A 13,330-nucleotide genomic window follows, 5' to 3' on the forward strand; every position below is an offset into this window, starting at 1 on the left:
TTAAGTAAGTGTTTGTTTTTAAATTAATTTCTTTCGTTTTCCAAATCCGCGTGTTGGGAGTTCGAATCTCTCCACCCCTGCCATATTTAAGGCTCTAGCAGAAATGCTAGAGCCTTTTTGCTTTCTGAAGCTAATTTACATACGCCATTAGCAAAGCAGCGGATTTTCCGACTTACCAAAACAGCGCGTGTTAGGAGTCTAAATATACTAAACCTCAGCAGAAATACTGGGGCTTTTTTACCTCCTCTGCTTCTGCGAAGCTATGTTGGGATAACTAAGCGCTCCTAGCTCACCTGCGCGGTCGAATCTCCAGATTACCGGCTCAGTCCAGTTCTACCATATTAAAGGCTCTAGACTGCGCGTCTCGGCAGAAATACTAGAGTCTTTTTTATACCTGTCACCTTTAATGTAACGGTAGAAGTATTAAGTGCTCCTTTAGCTCCCCCCTATTTAATCGAATCGCTTAATTGCCGTATTTAAAGGCTTAGTCGAACACTAGAAGCTTTCGTTCAGCATTCATCTCGCTCAACAGTTTCTGGTAGTGACTAAAGCTATACCTGCTAGGCCTTTAGTCTCATTATTTTTCCGGAAGGAATGCTTATACAACTGAAGTCTGTTCTAAAGTGGGTAGACTCGCTAGCGCTGCAAAAACGAGTTCTTTGTATAGCCTCACTTCCGGAAAGATTGCTGGCTAAGAGCGTTTTATCATATCGTCGGCAGCGTGATTGAACACCATTCGTCTTCGCTTTAGTTCCGATTAAATCTAATGTTTACCCAACATAAAGGGTTTTGGTTGCTTCAATAACAGTGCAGTAAACGCCGTGGTAAGTTCTATTGTTTATGTATACCTTTCAGCGAGATCTTTAGTGAGGAAATCGGCGAATCTGACTTCCATTGGGTATAAAAAAGGCCACCTAAAGTAGGCGGCCTTGGTTGATCTATTTAGATGTTAATCTAGCTCTTTCTCTGCTTGTTTTGCTTTCTCTATCATAGGAGTGATTGTTGAGCCTTGAACTAGAATAGAGAACACAACAACGGCGTATGTCATGACAAGGATTATCTCTTTTACATCTATTGCTTTGTCTTCAATTACCCAGATACCTGAAGGGATCGAAAGTGCCATGGCTAAAGCTAAGCCACCGCGTAAGCCACCCCAAGTTAGAATCTTAATCGACCAAGGGTTGTAAGTTCTAAAGCGCTTAAATCCTATGTAAGACAAGAAAACACTTAAGTAGCGAGCACTCAATACTAGAGGGACTGCGAACGCCATTAAGATCCAGTCTTCTTGGTGGAATTTGAATAGCAGCATCGACATACCAATTAATAGGAATAACACGCCGTTTAAGAATTCATCTATCAATTCCCAGAAATGATCTAGGTGATCTTCACTCTCTTTCGAGAATCCAATAAAGCGAGTCCAGTTACCAATCATGATACCTGATACCACCATCGCTAATGGGCCTGATACATGTAGAACTTCAGCAAACGCATAACCAGCAGTTGGGATGCCGATGGTTAATAGCAACTCCATAGAGTGGTCATCGGTGTTGCTGATTAGGTAATGGAATACAAGACCTAAAACAAAACCGTAGACGATGCCGCCAATTGCCTCTTGAACGAATAGCATGGTCACACTGCCGACGGTTGGCGCTTCTGTGCCGAATGCGATAGTAAATAGGGTTACGAAAATAACTAAGCCAAAACCATCGTTGAATAGAGATTCTCCCTCGATTTGAGTAGAGATTCTTCTAGGCGCGTCGAGCTTTTTTACTATTGCTAAAACGGCAATTGGATCGGTTGGAGAGATTAGAGAACCAAAGAGTAGGCAGTAAATCAGATCAAATTGAATACCGATGAACTGACAGAACCCGTACAGCACAAAACCGATAAAGAATGTTGAAAACAGCGTAGCACCTAACGCGAGTACTGTTATTTCCCATTTCTGGTCTTTTAGGTTTGGTAATTTGATTCCCAAACCGCCTGCAAATAGTAAGAATCCTAATATCCCTTTTAGAAGGAAATCTTCAAAGTTGATACTGGCAACGGTTTCTGAAGCGATGTCAGCCAGTTGGAACCAATTGTTTTGTCCCGCAATGATAATCAATAGAGATAACATCATTGAGCCAGCTGTGATGGCGATGGTTGTCTGCATTTTACCAATTTTGGTATTAACGAAAGCAATAAGCATGGCTGCAGCGGACAAGAAGCATAAGGTGTAATAGACCGACATTGGGATTCCAACATGTAACAAAGTATGAATATGAATTTTCGTTGTCTCATGCTCAAATAGCAAACATTTTTTTGTCATGACTCAGTAATCAATTTCCTTTTTTAGACGTCTAGACTCCTTTTTAATGTGTGATAGGATGGAGGGATAATTAAAGGAATGAGGTTGTACCGTGGGAAGTAATGTAAGGCAAAAGATTGACGCTCTGTTGAAGCAACGAATTTTACTGATTGATGGTGGCATGGGCACCATGATTCAGGATTATAAATTGGAAGAGCAAGACTATCGTGGTGAACGCTTTGCTGATTGGCACAGTGACTTAAAGGGCAACAATGACCTTTTAGTTCTTACACAGCCTAAGCTTATCAAAGATATCCATTCAGAATACTTGGAAGCTGGGGCTGACATCCTCGAAACCAATACCTTTAACGCTACAACCATCGCTATGGCCGATTATGATATGGAAAGCCTTAGTGAAGAAATTAACTTTGCTGCTGCCAAGCTTGCTCGTGAAGCGGCTGATGAATGGACCGCAAAGACCCCAGATAAACCTCGCTTCGTAGCGGGTGTATTAGGCCCTACCAACCGAACTTGTTCTATATCCCCTGATGTAAACGATCCAGGTTACCGTAATGTTAGCTTTGACGAACTGGTTGAAGCTTATTCTGAATCGACTCGCGCGCTCATTAAGGGCGGTTCAGATTTAATTCTTATTGAAACTATCTTTGATACGTTAAACGCGAAAGCGTGTGCTTTTGCGGTTGAATCTGTTTTCGAAGAAGTAGGTATCAGTCTGCCAGTGATGATTTCCGGTACCATCACTGATGCATCAGGTCGTACCCTTTCAGGACAGACGACAGAAGCATTCTACAACGCCCTTCGTCATGTAAAACCAATCTCATTTGGATTGAACTGTGCATTGGGCCCTGATGAACTGCGTGAGTATGTCGGTGAGATGTCTCGTATCTCAGAGTGCAATGTTTCTGCTCACCCTAATGCGGGTTTGCCTAATGCATTTGGCGAGTATGACCTTTCTCCTGAGGATATGGCTGAACATGTTAAAGAGTGGGCTGAAAGTGGCTTCTTGAACCTAATTGGTGGGTGTTGTGGTACTACTCCAGAGCATATCCGTGAAATGGCTGAGGCCGTTGAAGGTGTAACGCCGCGTCAATTGCCAGACTTACCAGTTTCTTGTCGTCTTTCGGGACTAGAGCCACTGACGATAGCTAAAGAATCTTTGTTCGTGAATGTAGGTGAGCGGACCAATGTTACCGGCTCTGCACGCTTTAAGCGCCTTATCAAAGAAGAGCTCTACGACGAAGCCTTGAGTGTAGCTCGAGAGCAAGTCGAGAATGGTGCTCAAATTATCGATATCAACATGGATGAAGGGATGCTAGACGCCGAGGCGTGTATGGTTAAATTCCTGAATCTATGTGCTTCAGAACCTGAAATCTCGAAAGTACCTGTTATGGTCGATTCTTCTAAGTGGGAAGTTATCGAAGCTGGCCTAAAGTGTATTCAAGGCAAAGGCATCGTTAACTCAATCTCTCTAAAAGAAGGCAAAGAGAAGTTTGTTGAGCAAGCCAAATTAGTTCGTCGTTATGGTGCTGCTGTCATCGTGATGGCGTTTGATGAAGTCGGGCAGGCTGATACTCGAGAGCGTAAAGTCGAAATCTGTACCAATGCCTACAACATTCTTGTTGATGAAGTCGGTTTCCCACCAGAAGATATTATTTTTGACCCGAATATTTTCGCAGTGGCTACTGGTATCGATGAGCATAATAACTATGCGGTTGATTTCATTGAAGCAGTAGGAGACATCAAACGCGATCTCCCGCATGCGATGATCTCTGGCGGTGTGTCGAATGTTTCATTCTCATTCCGTGGTAATAACTACGTCCGTGAGGCTATTCACGCGGTATTCCTATATCACTGTTTTAAAAACGGTATGGATATGGGCATTGTAAACGCTGGTCAGTTGGAAATTTACGATAATGTTCCAGAAGATCTGCGTGATGCTGTTGAAGATGTCGTACTAAACCGTCGTGATGATTCGACTGAAAGATTGCTGGATATGGCGACCGAATACCTAGAGCGTGCTGTTGGTAAGGTTGAAGATAAATCTGCATTAGAGTGGCGAACTTGGCCTGTAGAGAAGCGTTTGGAGCACTCTTTGGTAAAAGGTATCACCGACTTTATTGTTGAAGATACCGAAGAAGCTCGTGTTAATGCCTCTCGTCCTATTGAAGTGATTGAAGGTCCTCTAATGGACGGAATGAACGTTGTTGGTGACCTGTTTGGTGAAGGTAAGATGTTCTTACCACAGGTTGTAAAGTCTGCGCGTGTGATGAAACAGGCGGTTGCCCATTTAGAACCATTCATTAATGCATCCAAAGAAGTGGGCGCAACTAACGGTAAGATTTTGTTAGCGACCGTTAAAGGTGACGTTCACGATATCGGTAAAAATATCGTTGGTGTTGTCTTGCAATGTAATAACTACGAAATTATCGACTTAGGTGTGATGGTTTCTTGCGAGAAGATTCTCAAGGTAGCGAAAGAAGAGAATGTCGACATTATTGGCCTGTCTGGGCTGATTACACCGTCTCTTGATGAAATGGTACATGTTGCTAAAGAAATGGAGAGACAGGGTTTCAAGCTGCCTCTTCTGATTGGCGGCGCAACCACATCTAAAGCTCACACAGCAGTTAAGATTGAGCAGAATTATTCAGAACCTGTTGTATACGTAAATAATGCCTCGCGTGCAGTGGGTGTTTGTACTTCACTACTTTCTGATGAATTGAAACCCGCTTTCGTTGAGAAGCTGGATATCGATTACGATCGCGTTCGAGATCAGCACAATCGTAAGAAACCTCGTACCAAGCCTGTCACGCTTGAAAGAGCTCGTGCCAATAAAGTTGCTATCGATTGGGATGCGTATACGCCACCGACACCCGCTAAGCCGGGAGTTCACATCTTCAATGATTTTGATGTGGCGACTTTGCGTCAGTACATCGATTGGACTCCATTCTTTATGACATGGTCATTGGTTGGTAAATACCCTGCAATCCTTGATCATGAAGAAGTGGGTGAAGAGGCAAAAGGTTTATTCAAAGATGCTAATGATTTACTGGATCGCGTAGAGAAAGAGAAGCTGCTTGAAGCGCGTGGTATGTGTGCCATGTTCCCAGCGAACAGTGTTGGTGATGATATTGAGGTGTATACCGATGAATCTCGTACCGAAGTTCTAAAAGTTCTACACAATCTTCGTCAACAAACAGAGAAACCAAAAGGCTTTAACTACTGTTTGTCTGATTACATTGCGCCAAAAGAAAGCGGTAAAGCGGATTGGATTGGTGGCTTTGCGGTGACGGGTGGTATTGGTGAGCGAGAGTTGGCTGATGAATACAAAGCGAAAGGCGATGACTACAACGCAATCATGATTCAGGCGGTTGCTGACCGATTGGCTGAAGCGTTCGCGGAGTATCTGCATAAAGAAGTGAGAAAGGATATTTGGGGTTACTCGCCAGATGAAGATTTGTCTAACGACGATTTGATTCGAGAGAAGTACCAAGGTATTCGTCCAGCTCCCGGTTACCCTGCTTGCCCTGAGCATACAGAGAAAGGCACGTTGTGGGAGTTGATGGATGTTGAAAAGGCAATCGATATGTCATTAACGACAAGCTACGCGATGTGGCCTGGTGCTTCAGTATCTGGTATGTACTTCTCACACCCTGATGCTAGATACTTTGCTATTGCACAGATTCAACAGGATCAAGTGGATAGCTATGCTGACCGCAAAGGTTGGGACATGTTAGAAGCCGAGAAGTGGTTAGGTCCAAACATTAACTAGTTTGAATCTATGAAGAGTTTTGATTCGCAAAGTAAAAATAGAAAGGGTTGCTGAATAGCAACCCTTTTTGTATCTGTGATTTAGTTATTTATCCGTCGATGATAAACGGACTTTCTATTCAAATAACTCTTGGTGAAGTTTTTGAATCGCCAACTTAGAAACAGATTCATCTAGCAAGAAACACAGGTTGTGTGGGCTTGCTCCGTAACAAATCATGCGTAGGTTGAAATCTTCAAGAGTGCCAAATACCTGCTTCGCATAGCCTTTGCTTTCACTCATGTTATTACCAATAAGCGCAACAAGGCATAGGTCGTGTTCAATATCGACAGAACACAGCTCTTCAAGTTCAAGGCGAGCGGCTTCAGGTAACTCAGGAGCACCACCTGATGTGTCTGTTTGATCGAGAGTGAGTGACACACTGATCTCTGAGGTGGTGATAAGATCGACCGAGATCTTATGCTTAGCAAGGATCTCGAATACCTTTGCCAAAAAGCCATAGGCATGGAACATATTAGCGCTGCGTAACGTAACCATAGTTTGGTTGCATCGTAGGGCAAGCGCTCTAAATAGAGGAGAGCTTTCAACTTCTTGGCGAATCCAAGTTCCACCGAGCTCTGGTGCTTTAGAAGAGCCGACAAATACCGGTATTTGGTGGCGTAGTGCAGGTACTAGAGTCGATGGGTGCAAGATTTTCGCACCAAAGTTTGCCATTTCCGATGCTTCACTAAAGCTGATCTCTGGGATTGGAGAAGCTTTAGGTGCAATACGAGGATCAGTGGTGTAGATACCCGGAACATCCGTCCAGATTTCTAGACCAATCGCCTGTACAGATTCGGCAATCAATGCTGCTGAGTAATCACTGCCACCGCGGCCTAAAGTCGTGGTGTTACCTTCGCTATCAGCGCCGATAAAACCTTGTGTAACGACAACTTGTTGTTGGCAAAGTGGAATAAGTTTCTGTTGAGCTAGAGCGGCAATATCTTCGAGTTGAGGTTCGGCTTTACCAAAATCATCATTAGTGCGCATCACATCTCTGATATCAAAGCGAACAGCAGGAGTGCCTCGTTCACGGATGATCTGAGCCAAGATGTGTGTCGACATCAACTCGCCACATGCGACAAGGTGATCAGTCAGTTTAGTGCTTGTTTGGAATGATGCAGCCTCTGCAGCGCTCGCAATGTCATCAAGAATGCTGTGAACTTCTTTTTCGATGCTGATTGGGTCTGCGAGTTGATCAAGAATTGCGTTATGAATATCCGCTAATTGCGCCATTAGTTCCTGACGACGAGCTTTGTCTTGAACACCATTTGCCAGTTCAACCAGCAAGTTAGTGACACCAGAGCATGCACTACTCACGACCAGTTTCGTGTTTGAGTTGTTTTCAATAATGGCAGCACAACGGCTCATTGCTTCAAAGTTGGCAACACTTGTTCCACCAAACTTAGCGACATTAAAAGAACCAGCTACATTAGATGCACTCACGATATATCTCCCACGACTTCCTAAAATAAAATTACGGTTGGGTAATCCAACGTCCGATGTTTTTCGAAGAGAGTTTTAGAGCAAAAAGAGAGGAATTATTAGAATAGTAACCTCAGAAGCTCTTCACCATATAGAAATGGCGACAGTTGAAGGGATTCAGCCCGCTCAACCGATAATAAAGGTCCTGCATCCTTTTATTATCTCGGCACTGCTCCCCATAAATGTTTTGTATTGGAAATGCGGTTCCACAAAACATCTGCCTGGGCAGTGCTCCTCTTCTGCTAGATAGCCGTTTCATTGAACGTTTTTGTGGTAACAATGTCAATCCGTAACTTGAGATAATTGAAAAATAATTTTAACAATTATGTGACAGTGGTTTGACCTCAATACTTATGGCTAATTGCTGAGGTAATCAATTTGCTTTAGGGTGGATTGTTCACAACATTAACGTAAGGGATGTACATGTCTAATTTAACACTCACTACTGCTATCGATAGCTTTTATCCACCACACCGAACGTTAATGGGACCGGGTCCTTCTGATATCTCACCTCAAGTGCTACAGGCTTTGAGCCGTCCAACCATAGGTCACCTAGATCCGCTGTTTATTACGATGATGGATGAGCTTAAACAACTTCTTAAATACGCTTTTCAGACTGAAAACGAATTTACGATTGCCGTTTCTGCACCGGGCAGTGCAGGTATGGAGACCTGTTTTGTTAACTTGATTGAGCCAGGTGAAAAGGTGATTGTTTGTCGTAACGGTGTCTTCGGTGAGCGTATGCGAGAAAACGTGGTGCGTTGTGGTGGCGAAGCCATCCTTGTTGATGACGAGTGGGGTAAGCCCGTTTCAGTTGAAAAGGTAGAACAAGCATTGGCAGAAAATCCCGATGCCGTTGCTGTTGCATTTGTGCATGCAGAGACATCAACCGGAGCGTTATCTGATGCTCAAGCTATCTCTGCTGTCGCTCGTCAGTTTGATGCGTTAACGATTGTTGATGCGGTGACATCATTAGGTGGTGTGCCATTGCTGGTTGATGAGTGGCAGCTTGATGCGGTTTATTCTGGCAGCCAAAAGTGTCTGTCTTGTGTGCCAGGGCTGTCTCCAGTGACTTTCTCTCAGCGTGCAGTTGATAAAATGAAAGCTCGCCAAGCGCCAGTGCAAAGCTGGTTTTTGGACCAAAGTTTAGTATTAGGTTACTGGAGTGGAGAAGGTAAGCGTAGCTACCACCATACCGCACCCGTGAACAGCCTTTATGCTCTGCATGAGTCGCTGGTTTTGTTGAAAAATGAAGGCCTAGACAATGCGTGGTCTCGTCATCATGCGATGCACCAAGAGCTTAAAGAAGGCGTAGAAGCTCTAGGGTTAAAGTTTGTGGTTGATGAAGAGAGCCGCCTGCCGCAGCTTAACGCACTTTATTTCCCTGAAGGAATTGATGAGGCTAAGATCAGAACGCAGCTTTTAGAAGAATATAATCTTGAAATCGGTGCTGGGTTAGGTTCTTTGGCTGGTAAGGCATGGCGTATCGGCCTAATGGGCTACGGTGCTCGTAAAGAGAATGTCGCGTTGTGCCTAAAAGCGCTAAAAGATGTTTTGAAATAGCTGCAATAAACTGAAATTAAAAAGAAAAGCGCACGAGAGATCGTGCGCTTTTTTGTATCTACTCCAAGATCCTACTGCCTACTGAGTGGAGCTTGCGTTGCGAATTCTTAACATTACTCTGCAGACGAAACGTTATCTTCTGCCTGTGACACTTTCTTATACTGAACCTTTGAAAAGTCTCTGTTAGGGAATAAAAAGTTCGCTTCACTACGAATTTGCTCAGCCTTACTTTCTTCTCCTAGGCCTTGATACGCCAGAATCAGATTGCTGTAGAAAGCCGGTCTTGGTTTGCTCTTTATGATCTCCAGTGACCAGTCGATGTAAGGTTGTATGAGGCTTGGGTCGGCTTTGTAGAGGCCAATATTAAGGTAAGTGCTGTATATGTCCCAATCGTAGCGATCTTTCCACACCACGGGGTTCGTTACCTGCTTAAGGATATCTGGGTTCTTAGGCTTAGACAGTTCAAACTTAGTCAGTACATAGTTGGTATGCAGGGCGCTCAACATATAAAAACTGACCAAGATAGGTATCACTAAGCTCGAGACTCTAAACAGGGTTTTACTGATGATACTGAACGGCTGTTGATAATGTCGGGAAGAGCGTTGATCGACCCAGTAAATCAAAATAATGAATGTTATCCAGTGAATCGCCGAGTGGTAAAAAGGATACTCAAGTTGAGAGTGCAACAGGATCGGGATAAATAAAGCGAGCAGGGCTAGACGCGTTCCCTTTGTAGAACTTGCTATGCGTGACATCACCAATATTGCAGCAATCAAGATCCCGATGATTGGTATTATTCCCCCTTCCACTCCCCAAAATAGGAACTCATTGTGCGGGTGATCCATTGAAGGAAGACCAGGGTGATAGTTCGAGTTGAGTTGATGTTGGCGAGCCGTATATAGCGTGTATTCAGGCTCAAATTTCCCGTAACCATAACCTGTGAATGGCTTTTCGATCATCATATCTAGAGCTTGTGGGAACGTATAAGCACGCGGGCTTTCTAGGTTTGCTTTCTTGCTAGCGATACTATCTGTAGCACTGAGGCTGATCACCGTAAAAGCGACGACGACACCGACGAGCACTGATGCGCACCATCCGTAGAAGCGTTTCTTGGTCGAGAACTTGTATAGATAGGGCAGAATGCAGACAAAACCAATGACAGCGGCCAACCATCCGGTACGTGATGCAATGATGATCAGCAAGGGCACGGTTAAGGTTGGAGTTAAATACAGTAGGAATGATTCGCTGATCTTATGGTTATATTTAGCAGGCTGTCTTGCTAAAAGGTAAGCGGACAGCACAAAACCAGTAGCAAGAAAGCTTGCCATTACATTCGGTTGTTGAAATATCCCATATGGTCGGTTTGCCGCTGTGTTGTAGCCAAATAGGTTACCAGGCTCTAATAAGAAATATTGCACATAGCCAAACAGTGCTTGTATAACCACAGCAAGCACAATGAACCACAACATGCGCTGCTTGTGTTTATTGCTGAACTTAAATTGCTGCAACACTACAAATAATGCAAAGCCTGCCCATAACCCAAGCAAGCGTCCTGACGCTCCTTGAGGAGCTGCATTACTGTATAAAATAGGTAGTGTGAGTATGATGCAGCTAATCAACAAACCAATCGTTAATTTGGAATACTTGAGTACTCTATTGGTCGCGAGTTGGTAAAAGCCAATTGCTAGCGCGAAGCTTAGCGCCAACCAAGTGGTAGGGTTAAAGGATAGAGCAAGCCCCGAGCCTCCAGGATTCGGCATGAAAAAATGCATGGCTAACAAGAATACAACAGCTAAAGAAGCCAGAAATGCTTTGTTGAGTGGTAGCTGAGTGACCTGATTTTCTAGCTGGGTACCGCTAGTGTGTATTGTTGCCATAAATCCCTAACCTTATAAAAACAGAGCTTGTTCCTTCTGAAACAAGCTCTGTTACTTTAACATTTTTCTGTCTGCCCGCAGGGCGCTATTTTACACCTACTTCAAATTTAACATAGGCTTAAGGAAGCGAGCAGTGTGTGAACCTTCGACTAACGCCACATCTTCAGGTGTACCCTCTGCAACAATCTCACCACCACCTTGCCCACCTTCTGGGCCAAGATCTAGGATCCAGTCTGCGGTTTTAACAACATCTAGGTTGTGCTCAATCACGACAACCGTATTACCGTGATCACGCAGTCTATGTAGCACCGTTAACAGCTGCTGGATATCGTGGAAATGAAGACCTGTTGTTGGCTCATCGAGAATGTATAAGGTTTTCCCTGTGTCTCGTTTAGACAACTCTCTTGCTAACTTAACGCGTTGAGCTTCACCGCCAGACAAGGTTGTCGCTGCTTGTCCGAGGCGAATGTAGGAAAGGCCAACGTCCATTAAAGTTTGCAGCTTACGAGCGATAACAGGCACCGGGTTGAAGTATTCACGAGCATCTTCCACGGTCATCTCTAGAACTTCGTCAATGGTTTTTCCCTTGTAGCGGACCTCTAGAGTCTCACGGTTATAGCGCTTACCTTTACACACATCACAAGGCACATACACATCGGGTAAGAAGTGCATCTCTACCTTGATTACGCCATCGCCCTGACAAGCCTCACAACGACCACCACGAACGTTAAAGCTGAATCGACCTGGCTTGTAACCACGAGAACGTGATTCCTGAGTGCCTGCGAATAACTCTCGGATAGGGGTGAAAATGCCGGTGTAGGTCGCAGGATTTGATCTAGGGGTGCGACCGATAGGGCTTTGATCTATGTCGATCACCTTATCAAAATGCTCTAACCCTTTAATCTTTTTGTGCTGTGCCGGAACTGCAGTCGTAGCACCGTTTAATTGAGTGTGGGCGACTTTAAAGAAGGTGTCATTGATCAGCGTTGATTTACCCGAACCTGATACACCCGTAATACAGCTGAACAAGCCAACAGGAATCGTCGCAGTCACATTCTTTAAGTTGTTCCCTGTTGCGCCAACGATCTCTACGACCTTTTTCTTGTCGATAGGTGTTCTCTTTTCAGGTACTGCAATTTCTTTAGCACCGCTCAGGTACTGACCTGTCAAAGAGTTCGGGTTGTCGATGATGTCTTGCATGGTACCTTCTGCAACCACGTGACCACCGTGTACCCCTGCACCAGGGCCGATATCGATAACATGGTCAGCACAACGAATTGCATCTTCGTCATGTTCCACAACAAGCACGGTATTACCTAAGTCTCTTAGGTGAATCAAGGTTTGCAATAGACGTTCATTATCGCGCTGGTGGAGTCCAATTGATGGCTCATCCAGTACATACATAACGCCAACTAAACCGGCGCCGATTTGACTCGCCAAGCGAATACGTTGCGCTTCACCACCAGACAGCGTTTCAGCACTGCGTGATAGGTTAAGGTAGTTCAAACCAACGTTGACCAAGAAATGCAGACGGTCATTGATCTCTTTCATCACTTTATCTGCGATCTGCCCACGCTGACCGTCTAGCTTCAATTCTTGGAAAAATTGTAGTGCGTCAGCAATGCTAAGTTCAACGATTTCTGGCAGTGTGGTATCACCAATGAAAACATTGCGAGCTTCTAATCTCAGGCGAGTGCCATCACAGCTAGAACACGATTTGGTTGAGATGTATTTGGCAAGATCTTCACGTACCGCGCTAGATTCAGTATCACGGTAACGGCGCTCTAATGTATTTAAAATGCCTTCAAATGGGTGGCGTTTAACTCGAATATCACCTCGGTCATTGATGTACTTGAATTCCACTTCAGTACGACCTGATCCTTTTAGAATGATCTCTTGAGTCTTTTTCGGTAGAGAATTAAATGGTACATACAGGTCAAAACCATAATGTTCTGACAGCGATGTTAGCATCTGGAAATAGTAGTAGTTCTTTTGATCCCAACCTTTGATCGCTCCTTCTGCAATGCTTAGATTCTCATCTAAAATCACTCGGCTTGGATCAAAGTATTGTTGAACACCAAGACCATCACACGTACCACAAGCACCTGCCGGGTTATTAAATGAGAACAGGCGAGGCTCAAGTTCCTGCATGCTGTAACCACATTTAGGACAGGCGAAGTTAGCAGAGAATACGATCTCTTCTTGATCTGTTTCATCCATCCAACCAACAACCGCAATACCGCCAGATAGCTCCAGTGTTGTTTCAAACGATTCAGCCAAGCGTTGTTGTAG

At 44.3% G+C, this 13,330-nt stretch carries 6 protein-coding genes and 1 riboswitch; of the genes, 2 read left to right on the plus strand and 4 right to left on the minus strand.

Annotation, left to right across the window (positions count from 1 at the left end):
- Positions 1 to 949: 949 nt before the first annotated feature.
- Positions 950 to 2,230, minus strand: a complete 1,281-nt coding sequence (locus IQQ51_RS08145; protein ID WP_017061334.1) for a cation:proton antiporter — start codon at positions 2,228 to 2,230, stop codon at positions 950 to 952.
- Between the two features lie 169 nt (positions 2,231 to 2,399).
- On the opposite strand from IQQ51_RS08145, the gene metH reads away from it, so the two are divergent.
- A complete protein-coding gene (metH, locus tag IQQ51_RS08150) occupies positions 2,400 to 6,077 on the plus strand; it encodes a methionine synthase (protein ID WP_193840790.1) in 3,678 nt (1,225 codons plus the stop codon).
- A gap of 114 nt (positions 6,078 to 6,191) precedes the next feature.
- On the opposite strand, the gene lysC is transcribed toward metH, so the two are convergent.
- Entirely contained in the window at positions 6,192 to 7,559 is a 1,368-nt protein-coding gene (gene lysC / locus IQQ51_RS08155) for a lysine-sensitive aspartokinase 3 (RefSeq protein ID WP_193840791.1), read from the minus strand.
- A gap of 108 nt (positions 7,560 to 7,667) precedes the next feature.
- Positions 7,668 to 7,845, minus strand: a riboswitch (Lysine riboswitch).
- Between the two features lie 176 nt (positions 7,846 to 8,021).
- Here lysC and IQQ51_RS08160 point away from each other — a divergent pair.
- Entirely contained in the window at positions 8,022 to 9,161 is a 1,140-nt protein-coding gene (locus tag IQQ51_RS08160) for a pyridoxal-phosphate-dependent aminotransferase family protein (protein WP_193840792.1), read from the plus strand.
- A gap of 113 nt (positions 9,162 to 9,274) precedes the next feature.
- On the opposite strand, the gene IQQ51_RS08165 is transcribed toward IQQ51_RS08160, so the two are convergent.
- Positions 9,275 to 11,038, minus strand: a complete 1,764-nt coding sequence (locus tag IQQ51_RS08165) for a PglL family O-oligosaccharyltransferase (protein ID WP_193840793.1) — start codon at positions 11,036 to 11,038, stop codon at positions 9,275 to 9,277.
- Between the two features lie 96 nt (positions 11,039 to 11,134).
- A partial coding sequence (uvrA, locus tag IQQ51_RS08170; RefSeq protein ID WP_228012744.1) for an excinuclease ABC subunit UvrA occupies positions 11,135 to 13,330 on the minus strand: 2,196 nt, incomplete at its 5' end.

The sequence above is a fragment of the Vibrio sp. OPT18 genome (assembly GCF_015163615.1).
Classification (GTDB): domain Bacteria; phylum Pseudomonadota; class Gammaproteobacteria; order Enterobacterales; family Vibrionaceae; genus Vibrio; species Vibrio coralliirubri.